Raw genomic sequence first — 14,214 nt, forward strand, 5'->3', positions numbered from 1 at the left:
GGAACGTCAGCCACCCAAAAAGCCGACGATGTCCCGGTCTCCCCGCTCCCGCAGCCGCGCCAGCACCTCGTCACGCGTCGCCGTGTCCGGCAACCCGATGCGCGCCCCGATCAGCCGCAGCCCCTCCAACTCCGAGGTGACCGGAGCGGTGTAGCCGATCAGATAGAGCGCCCGGTTCAACGGCGGCATCCCCGGAGCCGCCGCGGGCAGGTAGCGGGTCAGCAGCTCGCCCCCGTCGGACACGGTGAGGAAGACGTGGTCGCCCTCCCCGGCCTTGAAGTCCGCCAGCACGTTCCTGATCGACCCCATGGTCGGCTGGTTGTGCCAGCTGATCACCACGTCCCCGGAGGGTGTCGCGGCCGTGAGCTGCCCGCCGGGAGCCATCCCCAGGTACGCCGCGAACCCCGTCGGCAGCGGCGACCCCGATCCGCGCAGGTGCTCGGCGTTGACGTCGACGCGATGCCACCAGCGGCCGTCGCGGCTGCGGAAGCTGCGCCGGGTCTCCGACACGTCCCTGCGCGGCTGGTACGGCTCGGCCTCACCGGTCGGCGAGGTGCCCGCCACCCGGATCCAGCCCCGCTGCGTCCGCTCGAACCCGGGGCCGCCCGAGTAGGCGCGCACCGAGCTCTCGCTGACGTCGTAGCGGGAGGTGAGGTTCGAGACGATCGTGCTGACCGACGCCTCACCGCCGGCGCGCTCGATCTCCCTGGCGATCATCTCCCTGATCCCCAGGTATTCGTCGCCGCCCCATCTGGTCAGCCCGTACTTGTTCCGGTCCACGCGGCGGAACCGCTCGTCGGCGGTGAGCTGGTTGCGGATGCCGACCAGGCTGTAGTCCTCGCCGATGCGCTCCTGGATCTCCTCCGGCGTCATCGGCCGCCCGGCCACCGCCAGGACCGCCTCCGTCTTCTCGTTGATGCTGCGCGGCCACGGCACCACGTGCTGGTCCAGTACGCGCAGCTGCGGCACGGCCAGGATCCACCGCTCGGCCACGTCCTCGCGGATGCCGAGCTGTGTGACCATGGTCACGGCCTCGCCTATCGGCCGCGGCCCGTCGGTGAACAGCTGGCGCGTCTTCTCCCTCAGCTCGTCCGCGCCGCCCGCGATCAGCCAGTCGTCGGCCTGCTCGTACCCGGTCAGCAGCGTGCGGACGAACCGCCAGGCGGGGATGCCCAGCGTGCGCAGCTCGCCGCGGTGCCACGGCACGGCCGCGGCCAGGTCGTCGGCGGGTACGGCCGAGCCGAGCCGGCCGCGCAGCCAGGTGACGTGTGCGACGAGCGAGACCGCCTCCGGGCCGCCCAGCCAGGCTTCGACATGGTCGCGCAGGTCGCGTTCGATCTGCCGGATCCGCTCCCGCGTGACCGAGAAGCGCTGCGCCAGCTCGTCGAGCGTGGCCCGCTGCGAGGCGTACAGGCGGTCGCGGGCGATCGCCCGCTGCCGCTCGTCCAGCGCCGCGAACAGGCCGTCGATCAATTCGGGCAGCGGCTTGTCCGGCCGCGCCACGGCCGCGGCGACCGGCTCGGACGGAGGTTCGAGCAACCGCTCGAACACCCCGCTGAACAGCTTCTGCACGACGTCCTTGCCCAGCATCTCCGGCGTACGCTCGGCCTCGGCAGGGTCGGAGAAACGCAGCAGCGGCAGGATGTCGCCGATCAGCAGGTGCCCCCAGCAGGCCACGGCGAGATCGGCGAGATGGCCCGCCACGGTCTGCGTAGTGATGACGGCGCACGCGCGGTCGAGGGGGATCGTCTGCCACCACGCCTCGGGAAGCTGGGGCTCCTCCACGATCGGCGCTATCTGCACAGGAGAAGTCCAGCGCAGCGGTGGCGCGAGGTCGCTCAGGCTGAGGTTCATTGAGGTCCAACCGGCAATGGGAAGATATCCGCAGTTCAGACTATGTGATCAGAGCGACAGAAAAGGGCTACCTCTTCCTGAATGGGAGATATAGAGCATGGATCGAGCCCGCGTGCAGGCTACATACAGCATGCTCCGTTCCCGTTGCAGTGCTCTCGCCCGGGCCCCCGGTTCGTCGGGCGGCGGTTCGGGCACCACGCCCTCCGCCACGCCGATGAGCGCGACCCGCTCGAACTCCAGCCCCTTCAGATTCTGGAACGCCGCCACCCGCACGTCCGCCCGCCCGAGCGCCTTACGCGCCTCACGGACCAGCTTCGAGGTGCGCGCGCCGACGGCGATCTCATCGGCCGGGACACCGTCGTCCAGCCAGGAGACGACCGTGGCCACCAGCCCGGCCAGCTCCGCTTCCGGCGAGTCGTAGGCCCTGAGCACCGGCCGCTCGCCGTTGCGCAGCGCGCGGAACCCGTACAGCGGGGACATGCCCTTGACCAGCCCGTCGGCGGGACTGCCGCCGCGCAGCCGGACCGCGAACGACAGCAGCTCCTGCGGCAGCCGGTAGGACACCTTGAGCGTGTGCTGCAGAGCCGGGATGCCCACCGAGCCGAGCGTCACGCGCGTGTCGGTGATCCGCTGGTGCGGGTCGCCGACGATGAACAGGTCGTCGTGCGCCCGCGGCGCCACCGCCCGCAGCAACCGCCACTGCGACGGGCTGATGTCCTGCGCCTCGTCCACCACGACGTGCCGGTACGGCTTGCGGCCCGGCTCGATGTCGTCGAGCAGGTCGCCGGTGGCCCTCGACAGCAGCCGGAGCGCCTCGTCGGTCAGCTCGGCCAGCGTACGCGCGCCGGGGCCGATCAGCGCCGGGCGCCGGCCCTCCGCGCTGGCCACGATGCGCATCGCCAGCCGCTCGGCGTTGTCCACGTCGACCCGCTTGCGCGTCACCCCGTCGTCGATCAGCCGGTCGAGCCGGTCTGACAGATCCTCGCCCAGTCCCTGCGAGTACGTCACCAGCAGCACCGGCCCGCTCCCGTGCGCGGCCAGATGGGCCGCCCGATGCAGCGCGATGATCGTCTTGCCGGTGCCCGCCCCGCCGATCACCAGCACCGGGTGCTCGTAGCGCGCGGCGCGGGCCAGCCGGTGCTGTTCCGGACGCGGGAAGGCGCACCATTCCGGCGCGTCGAGGATCCGTTCCAGCTCCACCTTGTCCGCGGCGAACACCGCCCGGTCCGGACTGCGGCGCAGCGCCGCATGGAAGTCGTTTACATCGATGCGGTCGGCATCCGCGTCCGTGGCGCGGCAGGTGTCCAGCTCCCGCCAGGCTTCGGCGAGCGTGCCGCCCCGGGCCAGCACCGCGAGCGGCACGTGCTGAGTCGGGGGGAGCAGCGGTTCGAGCGCCTCCACGTCGGCCTCGTTGCTGATGAGCCGCACCAGCGGCAGCGCGCGTACGTCGATGCCCAGCGCGAGCAGATCACCATCGCAGATCGGGGCGAACAACCCCGAAGCACTCGCTGATCGCCGTAACGCGGGCTCGACTCGTTCGAGCGCCTCGGCGTCCCACTCCTCGACGACGCCGATCACCGGGTTGATCCCGTAGCGGTAGCGCTGCGCGTACGACCAAGCCTCGGGGTCCGGGAGCACGGTACGCAGCCAGTACACGTCCCGCTGGCGCACCACCACGCCCCGGTGGCCCGAAGTGAGGCGGAGCGTCGCGATCCGCGGGTCCCTGGCGCCCCTGACCCGCTCGGGGTGCGGGGCGCCCGAGACGTTCAGCAGCAGGCGGCGGAGTGCGACCACGGCGTCCCTGCGCACCGGCTGTGCCAGTGCGCTGAGGTCCCGGGGGAAGTCCGGGGCGATCGCCAGCCGCGGCACGGCTCAGTCCAAGAGTTGCAGCAGGTCGCGGTCCCCGCGTTCGCGGAGCCTGGTGAGCAGGTCGGGCAGTCCGACAGGTCCGGTCATCCCGATCCTGGTAGCGATCACTCTGGCGGCCTGGTCGCGGGTCCCGCCGGGGGCGGTGTAACCGACCAGGCGCAGCGCCTTGGTGATCTTCTCGGCCCCCTGCGCGGCCACCGGCAGGTGCCTGGCCCGCAACACGCCCTCGTCCGACAGCGTGAGGAACAGGTGCCCGCCCTCCTTCGCGCCGACGTCCGCGAGCAGCCGCTCGACCGATTCGAGCACCGGCCTGCCGTGCCAGACCATGGTCAGCTCGCCGGCCGCGCTCCGCACGGTCCTGCTCTCTCCCGGCGACAGTCCGAGGTACGTGGCGAACCCCGTGGGCAGCGCGCACTCACCGCCGCCGAGCTGCTCGGCCGTCACGTCGATCCGCAGCCACCACCGGCCGTCCGGCTGGCGGAAGCACCGCCTGGTCTGCGAGACGTCCTTCAGCGGCTGGTACGGCTTGGCCGGCTCGTTCGATGCCCCGTTGCCCTCGCCCACCACGACCTCGGCCGGAGCGAACGCCTGGAACTGCGGCGTCCCCGGCGGCGGCGACGGTATCGGGGGCACCTGGGCGAACGCGGATGCCGGGGGGACCTCAATGATCTGCGGCTTCGAAGGAGCCGGCGGCTCAGAGGGCCTGGCGGGCGCCTCCGACGGCAGCGTGGCCAGCACGAACTGCCAGGCGGGGACCTCCAGCGCGCGGATCTCCCGGGCGTGCCAGTCGGCCGCGCCGATCAGCTGGTCCCTGGGGGCGGCCGGGCCGATCGTCCGGCGCAGCTCGTCCAGATGCGCCCGGTACGGGGCCGCCTCCTCGCTGGCCAGCCACTGGCCGAGGCGGGCCCGCAACTCGGTCTCGGTGGCGGAGATGTCGGCGGGCGGCACGGCGAACAGCTTGGCGAGCTGGTCCACGGCGGACGGCTGGTCGGTGAAGACCCGGTTCTGGGCGACGGCCCAGCTCTTGTCGTCCAGACCGGCGAACGCGGCCTCGATCAGCTCGGGCAGCTCATGTCCCGCGGGCTCCGCCGGCTCCGGCTCCTCTGATTCGGCCGCCTCGAAGTCCGGTGTGTCGTACTTGGGTTTCGCCTCTTCGGGAGCGGGCTCAGGCTCAGGTGCGGCTTCGGCGTCCTGCGGTTCCGGCTGCGCGCCCTCGGCTTCGAGCGCGGCGGCCTCCTCGGCGGCGGGCTCCGGCGCGGGCTCGTCGGCGGCGTCCAGGACGGGCTGGGGCTCGGACTCCGGCTCGGCGGCCTCGTCGACGACCGGCTCGTCGTCGGCGTCGAGCACCGGCTCCTCGGCCTCTACGGCGTCCTCGGCCTTGTGAGCGGCCACCGCCTCTTCGGCGTCCGGCGCTTCCTCGTGCTCCGGTGCCTGCTCGGCGATCGGTGCCTGCTCAGCGACCGGGGCCTGCTCGGCGACGCGAGCCTCCTCGACGACCGGCTCGGCGCTCGGCGGCGCCTCCACAGGCAGCGCGACCGGCACAGCCTCGGGCGCGAGGGCAACCGGGGCCGGGGCTGAGGCTGGGGCGGATACCGGCGCCGACGGGCGCTGGAGCTGGGGTGCGAGGTGTACCAGGGCCGCGGAGAACAGCGTGTTGAGCACCGGACGCGCCTGGATGAACGGCTGGTCCACCAGCTCCCTGCCGGTCAGCGCGAGCAACCCCGACCACGACCCGGCGCGGTCCAGCGCGATCGCCACCTGCGGCTCATCGGCCTCGTCCGGATCCAGGACGTGCAGCGCCGGCAGCACGTCGCCCACGGCGGCGGCCGGCCAGTGCTCAAGCGCGATCTCCGTGAGCAGCTCGGCCAGCGGCTCGGGGCCGATGGCCGCGAGCACGAGCGGCATGGGCAGGCTGCGCCACCAGGCGTCCGGAAGCTCCGGCTGCCCGGTGAGCAGCGTGATCGTGGACGCGTCGCTCCACCTCAACGGTGGTACGAGGTCGCTCAGGCAGAAATTCATCCCGTTCCGTTCACCAGCCCCTCACGCCGCCGTGTCGTCGCAAGGCTCCTCAACTTCGTCAGCGGTGCAGCCTTACTCTCTCCGCCACTCTTTCCGCCGCCCACGAACAGACCATAGTCCGGCAAAACTCCCCTACGCATCATCCACTACGTATCAGCGCCGGACGGCGGCGAAGCGTAGACGGACGTAGTCGGCCATCCAGCCCGTCTCCCTGCGCAGAGCGGGTGCGGCGAGCTCGTTGACCCGCTGGAGCAGCGGCTCGACGATGTCCTTCGGCAGCCCCTCGATGACCGAGGACGCGAACATGCGTACCCAGTCGGCGGCCCCCTGCGGGCACTCCTCGAGCGGCGTCGGCCGGTCGAAGTACTCCAGCAGCCGGACCACGAAGCCCTCCTGCTCCAGCCGGCGGGCGTACTCGGCCGGCGTGGGGAAGTACCAGGGCAGGTCGGGCTCGCGCAGACCGTACTCCCGCCAGGCGGTGTGCATGGCGGCGGTGAGCTCCGCGCAGTTGCCCGCGCCGCCCATCTCGGCCACGAACCGGCCGCCGGGCGAGAGCGCCTCGTGCACGTTGGCGATGACGGAGACGGGGTCGCGGCTCATCCAGTGCAGCGCGGCGTTGGAGAAGACGGCGTCGTAGGCCAGCGCCACGCTGAAGTCGTGCCCGTCGCCGACGATGAAGTCGACACCCGGATAAAGGGCCAGGGCCTTCTCGATCATGGCGGGGGAGCCGTCGATCCCCAGGACGTCGGCACCCCGCGACGCGATCTGGGCGGTCAGCACCCCGGTGCCGCAGCCGAGGTCGAGCACGCGCTCTCCCGGCCGCGGATCGAGCAGGTCTACCAGGGGCGCGCCCTGCGTCGAGACGTAGCCGAAACTGCCGTCGTAGGCGCGACTGCTCCACCGCTCCAAGCTCGGTGTGTCGTATCGCAAGACGATCAGCTCTCATTCGTCAGACAAGGGCCCCCTGTGGCCGTGCTGTCTGTTCACTTTAGAGGTTGATTGTCTCCGCGACATATCAAGTCACAATGGTCTCATCGCACACTTTGCGTCCATCGCTTCTTGAGGTAGGACTTTCCGGCATCTGTCTGCGGAATCGTGAGGAGCACCGGCGGCCCGGGGGCGACGGGCATTTTGGCTGCCTGCTCGGCGTCGAGCGTGCCGCGCATCAGCATCGCCTCGCCGCGGGCGGGGCGGGCCCAGCCCTTCTGCAGGAGGTTCTGGCCCTCGTCGGAGAAGAGGAACTCCTGCCAGAGACGGGCCGCGGCGGGATGTGGCGCGTCCTTGCTGATCGCCTGTACGTGGTAGTCGCCGAGCGGCGCGTCACGCGGGATCGTCACCTTCCACGCCTCCGCGTCGCGGGCGCTGCGGGCGGCGTTGAGATGGTCCCAGTCCACGATCACGTTGGCCTTGGCCGGATCGGTGAGCCGGCCCGCCTGCTTGAGCTTCGCGAACAGCTCGACACCGCGCTGCGGCTGTGGCACGCCCGACACCAGCGAGGCGGCCATCACGCCGTCGAAGGCCGCCGCGGAGTGCAGCGGGTCGCCGTCGAGCGCGACCAGGTAGCCCGGCTTGGCGGCCAGATCGGCGAAGGAGGCGGGGGCGGGGACCTTGCGCGGGTCATAGCCGAGCGACATGTAGGCGCCGTAGACGCCGTACCAGGCGCCCGCGGGGTCCTTGATGTGGTCGGGCAGGTCCTGCCAGCCCTGCACCTTGTACGGGGCGAGCTTGGCGGCATCGGCCACCGCGACGTCGAGGGTGAGGTCGAACACGTCGGGTTTGAGCTGGGCGGCGGCGTCGATCTCGCGCCGGCTGCTGGCGCCGGGCTCGAGCTCGTTGACCTTGATGCCGTACTTGTCGGTAAAGGCGTCGATGATCGCGCCATAGTTCACCCAGTCCCGGGGAAGCCCGATCACGGTGAGCGAGCCTTCCCGCTTGGCGGTCGCGGCGAGGTTGTCGAGGGTCGTGAAACCCTGCTTCATGGAGGCGGCCTTGACGTTCACCGGCGGCAGCGGCTTCTCGGCCGGGGGCGACGACGCGCCGCATCCGGCGCTTGCGATGAGGACGGTTACGGCGGCGCAGATACGTACGGTCACACGAGGAATACTCGCCGTTACTTCCGTTCAGGTCGAGGAGGCGCGGCCGGAACGACCTTGGCCGCCACCAGCACCTCTTCGGAGATCTCCACCAGAGTGCCGTCCCTCTTGCGGACACGCAGGACGCCGCCGTCCCAGGATTCGAGAATTCCGACGGCGTCACGGAAGCCTTCCGGAACCCGTCTGCGGGTGGTGATCCGGGCGCCGACGTCAGCGGTTGTGATCGCGATCACGAGGCGAGCGGCCACGAGTTTGCCACCCTCCGTTTCGGCCAGTTGGCAAGCACGGCAATACTAGGGCTAGCAGACCGCCGTCAGAGTCATGCCATGGTGCGGAGAGAAGGAGCTCGAGGTGACCTACGTCATCGCGCAGCCTTGCGTGGACGTCCTGGACAAGGCGTGCATCGAGGAGTGCCCCGTTGATTGCATTTACGAGGGCGAGCGCATGCTTTACATCCACCCCGACGAGTGCGTGGACTGCGGCGCTTGCGAGCCAGTGTGCCCCGTCGAGGCCATTTTCTACGAAGACGACCTTCCCGAGCAGTGGAAGGAGTACTACAAGGCGAACGTCGACTTCTTCGAGGACCTGGGTTCGCCCGGTGGCGCCTCCAAGGTCGGCAAGATCGACAAGGACCACCCGGTCATCGCCGCGCTGCCGCCGCAGGCTGAAGAGCACTAGCCCGCACCCCGCAGCGGGGCGCCCGAACGGCGGGCCCCGCTGCCGGGCGTACGGCGCGCACGCCTGAGAGGTGGAGACGTGCACGCCTGAAACCTGGAGAACCGTGAACAACCTGCCCGACTTCCCTTGGGACCGGCTGGAGCCGTACAAGGCGCGTGCGCTGGCCCACCCCGACGGCATCGTCGACCTGTCGGTCGGCACGCCCGTCGACCCGGTGCCGCCGCTCGTCCAGAGCGCGCTCGTCGAGGCCGCCAACAGCCCCGGCTACCCGCTCACCCACGGGACGAAGGCGCTGCGGGAGGCCGCCGCCGGCTGGCTGCGCCGCAGGCACGAGGTCACCGTCGAGCCGAGCGACGTGCTGCCGCTGATCGGCTCGAAGGAGTTCGTCGCCTGGTTGCCCAGTTACCTGGGCGCCCGGCGGGTCGTCTTCCCCGAGCTGGCCTATCCCACCTATGACGTGGGCGCCCGGCTGGCCGGAGCGGAGGCGACGGCCTCCGACGGCCTGCTCGCGCTGGGGCCCCAGCACGTGGACCTCGTCTGGGTCAACTCGCCCGGCAATCCCACGGGCCGGGTGCTGCCCGTCGAGCACCTGCGCAAGGTGGTGGCCTGGGCGCGCGAGCGCGGCGTGGTCGTCGCCTCCGACGAGTGCTACATCGAGCTGGGCTGGGAGGAGCGACCCGTCTCCATCCTGCATCCCGACGTCTGTGAGGGCTCCCACGAGGGGCTGCTCGCGGTCCACTCGCTGTCCAAGCGCTCCAACCTGGCCGGTTACCGCGCCGGGTTCGTGACCGGCGACCCGGCTCTGGTCAAGCGGCTCCTGGAGATCCGCAAGCACGCGGGGATGCTCATGCCGGCCCCCGTACAGGCCGCCATGACGGCCGCGCTGGGCGACGACGCGCACGCGGAGGAGCAGCGCGAGCGCTACGCCAGGCGGCGCCTCCAGCTGCGGCCGGTGCTGGAGAAGGCGGGCTGGAGCATCGAGCACTCGACCGCCGGGCTGTATTTCTGGGCGACGGACGGGACCAGTTCCTGGGAACAGGTCAGTAAGCTCTCCGAAATCGGTATTTTGGTTGCTCCGGGGGAATTCTACGGATCGGCAGGTGGGCGGCATATCCGCATCGCCATGACCGCCACTGATGAACGCATCAGTGCGGCGGTGCGCCGCCTCCAGTAGGATCCCCCGCGAAGCAGGGCACACATAAGTTGATAACGGCGTTTGCTGAGGCAGACCGCGAGTGGAGCGAGCTGATCGATGAGCATGACCTTCGTGGTCGTACTCGGGCTGAGCATCGCCACCGTCCTCCTGCTGCTGGGTGCCTTCCTGGCCACCATGCGCCAGGACAGGAAGGGTCGCGCGACCGCACAGCCGGTCGAGATAGCGGCCACCGAGGCCCCACTGCCGGCACCGGTGAGCATGTCCGGGTACACCGGATCCGACTATGTCGATCCCCGCACCATCAAGGTCGGTGACCGGATAGAGGTGCACGGATCGCCCGCGCGGGTCCTCGGCGCCATGTACATCTCGTGGCAGGGCATGCAGTGGGTCGAATACCGGCTGCGTGACAGCTCCCGCCGCATGCAGTGGCTGTCGGTGCAGGTGCGGCAGGCCGAGGGCGAGCCGTCGCACCTGGAAGTGCTCATCTGGACCGAGGTGCCCACCGAGGGCATGGTGCCCGCCAAGAGCATGCTGATCATGGAGGGCGTCGAGTTCCATCCGATCGAGCGGGGCACGGCCGCGTTCAGGTCGGAGGGCAACACCGGCAACGCCGAGCGGGGCCTGCTCGACTTCGCCGACTACCGCGCCTCCGACGGGCGGCTGCTCTCCTTCGAGCGGATCCAGGGCGGCCGATGGACGGCCAGTTACGCCAGGCCGCTGCCGCCCGGCTCGATCAGCATCGTCAGCCGCGCCACTTCCTAGGGCGGATCGCCTAGGAGATGTCCACCTTGCTGTCGGTCGCCTTGCCGCCCGACTGCCAGCCCTCCAGGTTCATGTCGTTGGTCCAGGTGGCGCCGTTGAAGCCGACGTGCTTGAGTCCGTACTTCTGCGCGTGGGCCACCGACCAGGCGGCGATCAGCCAGCCGCGCTTGCGTGTCGAGATGGACGGGTCGCCGAGCGCCCGGGCGAGCTGGCGCCGCGCCTCGGCGGTCTTGGCCTGAGGGGCGGGCGTGCCCGTCTTGGGCGGTGGGTACCAGCAGTGCACCGCCTTCGGAACACGCCCGGTGAACGCCGCCGCGAGGATCCTGGCGTCCTCCTCGTGCTGGGCGTAGGCGTAGCCGCCCGCCGAGCGCTGCACGGCCTGGGCGGCGTCCTCCAGCGGGATCTTCCGGTAGTTCTTGACCTTGACCAGCGCGGCGAAGAACCGGTTGGTCGCGTAGACGGGGTCGAGGAGCTGCTTGCGCTTGCCCCACCCCTGCGATTGGCGCTGCTGGAACACGCCGACGGAGTCGCGGTCGCCGTAGTCGAGGTTGAAGAGCTTCGACTCCTGCAGCGCGGTTGCGTAGGCGATCACCACCGCTCGTTCGGGCAGCTTGCGGCGCTCCGCGACGGCCGCGATGGTGGCCGATATCTGGGCCTGCTCGATGTCGAGATCCCGGTCGCCCACGGGGGTCTTGACGCTGCAGTGGGCTTCCGGAATGGCCAGCGGCTCCGTCTTTTTGAGCAGGTGATAGAGGCCGACGGAGATCCCCACCGCGAGCAGTAGAACGATGACCGCGATGGTGATGACTCCGCGGGAGAAGCGCAGGCGCACGCTGAAAAACCTACCCGGCCAGATAAGCTCCGTGGCCATGAGGCACGTGAGCGGTGTGTCACCGATCGTATCCGCGGTGGACGAGCTGTGGGCGCGTCGCGAGGAGCTGTCCCCCCGCGACCTCGACGCGCGCAAGGTGGTGGTGAGCGCGATCGACCTGCTGGACAGGGGACAGGCGCGGGCCGCCCGGCTGTCCGACGGCGAGGTGGTCGTGGACGAGCGGGCCAAGCGGGCGATCCTGCTCAGTTTCCAGGTGCTCGGCCTGGCCAGGTCGCAGGTGGGCGACTTCCAGCACCACGACCGGCATCCGCTCAAGACCACGCTCGACGGGGTGCGGGTGGTTCCGGGAGCGATCGCGCGCTGGGGCTCCTATCTGGCACCCGGCGTGGTGCTGATGCCGTCGTTCACGAACATCGGCGCGTACGTCGGCGAAGGCACGATGGTCGACACCTGGGCCACGGTCGGCTCCTGTGCCCAAATCGGGAAAAACGTTCATTTGTCCGGCGGTGTGGGGATCGGCGGTGTGCTGGAGCCGCCCAACGCCGTGCCGGTGATCGTGGAGGATGACGCGCTCATCGGCAGCCGTGCGATGCTGGTCGAAGGCGCCCGGGTGGGACGCGGCGCCGTCATCGGGGCGGGCACGATCCTGTCGGCCTCCATCCCGGTGATCGATGTGCAGACCGGCGAGGAGCTGGCCCGCGGCCGCGTACCCGACTGGTGCGTCGCCGTCGGCGGCACCCGCCAGAAGGAGTTCCCCGGCGGCACGTTCGGGTTGCCCTGCGTGCTGGTGATCAAGCGCCTGGAGCCGGGGCAGCGCCACGACAAGGCAGCGCTCAACGAGGCGCTGCGCGAACACGGAGTGAACACCTGATGCTGGACCTGACGCAGGACGTACGGACGCTGACCGCGGCCATCGTGGACATCGAGTCGGTGAGCGGCGACGAGAAGACGCTGACCGACGCGGTCGAGCGGGCGCTGGCGGCGTTGCCGTACCTCAAGGTCGACAGATCGGGTGAGACGCTCGTCGCGCGCACGGAGCTGGGCCGCGCCGAGCGGGTGCTGATCGCCGGGCACCTCGACACGGTGCCGGTCGCCGGTAATCTGCCCAGCCGCGTCGAGGGCGACCTGCTCTTCGGCTGCGGCACCTCGGACATGAAGGCGGGGGTGGCGGTCGCGCTCAAGCTGGCGGCCACCGTGCCCGCGCCCAACCGTGACGTCACCTATGTCTTCTACGACTGCGAGGAGATCGAGGCCGAGCGCAACGGGCTGACGAGGGTGGCGCGCGAGCACCCCGACTGGCTGGCGGCCGACTTCGCGGTGCTCATGGAGCCCACCGACGGGGTGATCGAGGGCGGCTGCCAGGGCACCCTGCGGGCCGAGATCACCATGGCCGGCAAGCGCGCGCACAGCGCCAGGTCGTGGCTCGGGGTCAACGCCATTCACGGCATCGAGCCGGTGCTGGCCCGGCTCAACGCCTATGAGGCCCGGCAGCCCGTGGTCGACGGGCTCGCCTACCACGAGGGTCTCAACGCGGTCGGCGTGCGCGGCGGCGTGGCGGGCAACGTGATCCCGGACGAGTGCGTGGTCACGGTCAACTACCGGTTCGCGCCCGACCTGTCGATCGAGCAGGCGCAGGAGCACGTACGCGAGGTGTTCGACGGGTTCGAGGTCCGCTTCACCGACGGCGCCCCGGCGGCGCGGCCCGGCCTCACCCACCCGGTGGCGGCGGCCTTCACCGCCGCGGTCGGCGGCACGCCGCGGGCCAAGCTGGGCTGGACGGATGTCGCGCGCTTCTCCACACTGGGGGTGCCGGCGGTGAACTACGGTCCCGGTGACCCGAACCTGGCGCATCAGCAGGGGGAGTACGTGTCGCTTCCGAAGATCGTGGAGAGCGAGCGGGCTCTGCTGAACTGGCTGACAAAGTGAAAGTGGCTTTCCTCGCCGGCCATTTGGCGGGGAAAGCCACTTTCAGTCCCGAGCAGCACCCTCGGCAGTTAGACGCAGGCAGGTCGAAATCTGGTTCCTGCTTCTTACAAGATTTTTTACGCGGGTTCTTAGTGCCATCTACCAGGGCATTTGCCGCAGAGGCCCTCTAACGGGTGACTAGTCCTCGTTGTGCGCGGGGTCGCCCGGCGTTGGGCTAGCGTGACCGCATGGAACAGACACGTCCGGAACGCCGTCAGGGGCAGGCCGTGATCCGCGGCAGTCTCGCGCTTCAAACCACCCATGATCAGCGGCTGCTCGACCGTCAGGGCCCCGCCGACTGGGTGCACATGGACCCGTGGCGAGTGCTGCGCATCCAGGCGGAGTTCGTGGAGGGATTCGGGCAGCTGGCCGAGCTGCCCCCGGCGGTCACCGTCTTCGGCTCCGCCCGCACGCCCGAGGGCTCGGCCGACTACGGCATGGGCCGCGCGCTCGGCCATGCGCTGGCCCAGGCCGGCTATGCGGTCATCACCGGCGGCGGCCCCGGGATCATGGAGGCGGCCAACCGGGGTGCTCTGGACGTGGCGGGCGGCATGTCGGTGGGGCTCGGCATCGAGCTGCCCTTCGAGCAGAAGATGAACGACTACGTGGACCTCGGCATCGAGTTCCGCTACTTCTTCGTCCGCAAGACGATGTTCGTCAAATACTCGTGCGGCTTCATCGCGCTGCCCGGTGGGTTCGGCACGCTCGACGAGCTGTTCGAGGCGCTCACGCTGGTGCAGACACAGAAGGTGACCTCCTTCCCCGTCGTGCTGATGGGCTCGGAGTTCTGGGGCGGCCTGATGGACTGGATCAAGAGCACGCTCCTGGACACCGGCAAGATCGCTGAGCAGGATCTCGGCCTCATCACCATGACCGACGACGTCGAGGAGGCCGTACGCCTCATCGTCGACGCCGACCTCAAGCGGTCCGAGCAGCTCCGGGAGGAGAAGAGCGCCGTCGCCGCCCAGCCGGCCGAGCCCCAATAA

The 14,214-nt window shown here is 70.2% G+C and carries 13 protein-coding genes; 6 read left to right on the plus strand and 7 right to left on the minus strand.

Going from position 1 to position 14,214, the window contains the following annotated elements:
* Positions 1-6 precede the first annotated feature (6 nt).
* The 6 genes from AB0B64_RS21935 to AB0B64_RS21960 all read right to left on the minus strand — a co-directional run bounded on the left by AB0B64_RS21935 (position 7) and on the right by AB0B64_RS21960 (position 8,083).
* Positions 7-1,854: a sigma factor-like helix-turn-helix DNA-binding protein gene (locus AB0B64_RS21935; protein WP_357944207.1), complete on the minus strand. Its 1,848-nt coding sequence runs from the start codon at positions 1,852-1,854 to the stop codon at positions 7-9.
* A 48-nt stretch (positions 1,855-1,902) separates the two neighbouring features.
* Positions 1,903-3,723, minus strand: a complete 1,821-nt coding sequence (locus tag AB0B64_RS21940; RefSeq protein ID WP_357944209.1) for a UvrD-helicase domain-containing protein — start codon at positions 3,721-3,723, stop codon at positions 1,903-1,905.
* 3 nt (positions 3,724-3,726) lie between these two features.
* Positions 3,727-5,742, minus strand: coding sequence for a hypothetical protein (locus AB0B64_RS21945; RefSeq protein ID WP_358179319.1), 2,016 nt, complete (start codon positions 5,740-5,742; stop codon positions 3,727-3,729).
* A 153-nt stretch (positions 5,743-5,895) separates the two neighbouring features.
* Complete coding sequence (locus tag AB0B64_RS21950) at positions 5,896-6,672, minus strand: class I SAM-dependent methyltransferase (RefSeq protein WP_357944215.1); 777 nt, start codon at positions 6,670-6,672, stop codon at positions 5,896-5,898.
* Between the two features lie 101 nt (positions 6,673-6,773).
* On the minus strand, positions 6,774-7,835 hold the full coding sequence (locus AB0B64_RS21955) for an ABC transporter substrate-binding protein (RefSeq protein WP_358179321.1): 1,062 nt from the start codon (positions 7,833-7,835) through the stop codon (positions 6,774-6,776).
* A gap of 17 nt (positions 7,836-7,852) precedes the next feature.
* Positions 7,853-8,083, minus strand: a complete 231-nt coding sequence (locus AB0B64_RS21960) for a hypothetical protein (protein ID WP_357944220.1) — start codon at positions 8,081-8,083, stop codon at positions 7,853-7,855.
* 103 nt (positions 8,084-8,186) lie between these two features.
* On the opposite strand from AB0B64_RS21960, the gene fdxA reads away from it, so the two are divergent.
* The 3 genes from fdxA to AB0B64_RS21975 all read left to right on the plus strand — a co-directional run bounded on the left by fdxA (position 8,187) and on the right by AB0B64_RS21975 (position 10,431).
* A complete protein-coding gene (gene fdxA / locus AB0B64_RS21965; RefSeq protein ID WP_357944222.1) occupies positions 8,187-8,513 on the plus strand; it encodes a ferredoxin in 327 nt (108 codons plus the stop codon).
* 103 nt (positions 8,514-8,616) lie between these two features.
* On the plus strand, positions 8,617-9,687 hold the full coding sequence (dapC, locus tag AB0B64_RS21970; RefSeq protein WP_358179323.1) for a succinyldiaminopimelate transaminase: 1,071 nt from the start codon (positions 8,617-8,619) through the stop codon (positions 9,685-9,687).
* Between the two features lie 78 nt (positions 9,688-9,765).
* Positions 9,766-10,431, plus strand: coding sequence for a DUF4178 domain-containing protein (locus tag AB0B64_RS21975; protein WP_357944228.1), 666 nt, complete (start codon positions 9,766-9,768; stop codon positions 10,429-10,431).
* 10 nt (positions 10,432-10,441) lie between these two features.
* Here AB0B64_RS21975 and AB0B64_RS21980 read toward each other — a convergent pair whose 3' ends face one another.
* The gene (locus AB0B64_RS21980) at positions 10,442-11,263 is read right to left on the minus strand and encodes a hypothetical protein (RefSeq protein ID WP_357944230.1); all 822 of its coding nucleotides are present in this window, start codon (positions 11,261-11,263) and stop codon (positions 10,442-10,444) included.
* Positions 11,264-11,300: 37 nt separating this feature from the next.
* On the opposite strand from AB0B64_RS21980, the gene AB0B64_RS21985 reads away from it, so the two are divergent.
* The 3 genes from AB0B64_RS21985 to AB0B64_RS21995 all read left to right on the plus strand — a co-directional run bounded on the left by AB0B64_RS21985 (position 11,301) and on the right by AB0B64_RS21995 (position 14,214).
* A complete protein-coding gene (locus AB0B64_RS21985; RefSeq protein WP_358179325.1) occupies positions 11,301-12,134 on the plus strand; it encodes a 2,3,4,5-tetrahydropyridine-2,6-dicarboxylate N-succinyltransferase in 834 nt (277 codons plus the stop codon).
* Positions 12,134-13,189: a succinyl-diaminopimelate desuccinylase gene (gene dapE, locus AB0B64_RS21990; protein ID WP_357944234.1), complete on the plus strand. Its 1,056-nt coding sequence runs from the start codon at positions 12,134-12,136 to the stop codon at positions 13,187-13,189. The genes AB0B64_RS21985 and dapE overlap by 1 nt, the downstream gene beginning before the upstream one ends.
* Before the next feature lie 227 nt (positions 13,190-13,416).
* On the plus strand, positions 13,417-14,214 hold the full coding sequence (locus tag AB0B64_RS21995) for a TIGR00730 family Rossman fold protein (RefSeq protein WP_357944237.1): 798 nt from the start codon (positions 13,417-13,419) through the stop codon (positions 14,212-14,214).

Origin of the sequence: Nonomuraea sp. NPDC049129 (assembly GCF_040648495.1) — a bacterium.
GTDB lineage: Bacteria > Actinomycetota > Actinomycetes > Streptosporangiales > Streptosporangiaceae > Nonomuraea.

Bases quoted from the DNA above. Each gene is read 5' to 3' on its own strand.
- AB0B64_RS21935 (WP_357944207.1), bottom strand. From the start codon at position 1,854: ATGAACCTCAGCCTGAGCGACCTCGCGCCACCGCTGCGCTGGACTTCT.
- AB0B64_RS21945 (WP_358179319.1), bottom strand. From the start codon at position 5,742: ATGAATTTCTGCCTGAGCGACCTCGTACCACCGTTGAGGTGGAGCGAC.
- AB0B64_RS21975 (WP_357944228.1), top strand. From the start codon at position 9,766: ATGAGCATGACCTTCGTGGTCGTACTCGGGCTGAGCATCGCCACCGTC.
- AB0B64_RS21985 (WP_358179325.1), top strand. From the start codon at position 11,301: ATGAGGCACGTGAGCGGTGTGTCACCGATCGTATCCGCGGTGGACGAG.
- dapE (WP_357944234.1), top strand. From the start codon at position 12,134: ATGCTGGACCTGACGCAGGACGTACGGACGCTGACCGCGGCCATCGTG.
- AB0B64_RS21995 (WP_357944237.1), top strand. From the start codon at position 13,417: ATGGAACAGACACGTCCGGAACGCCGTCAGGGGCAGGCCGTGATCCGC.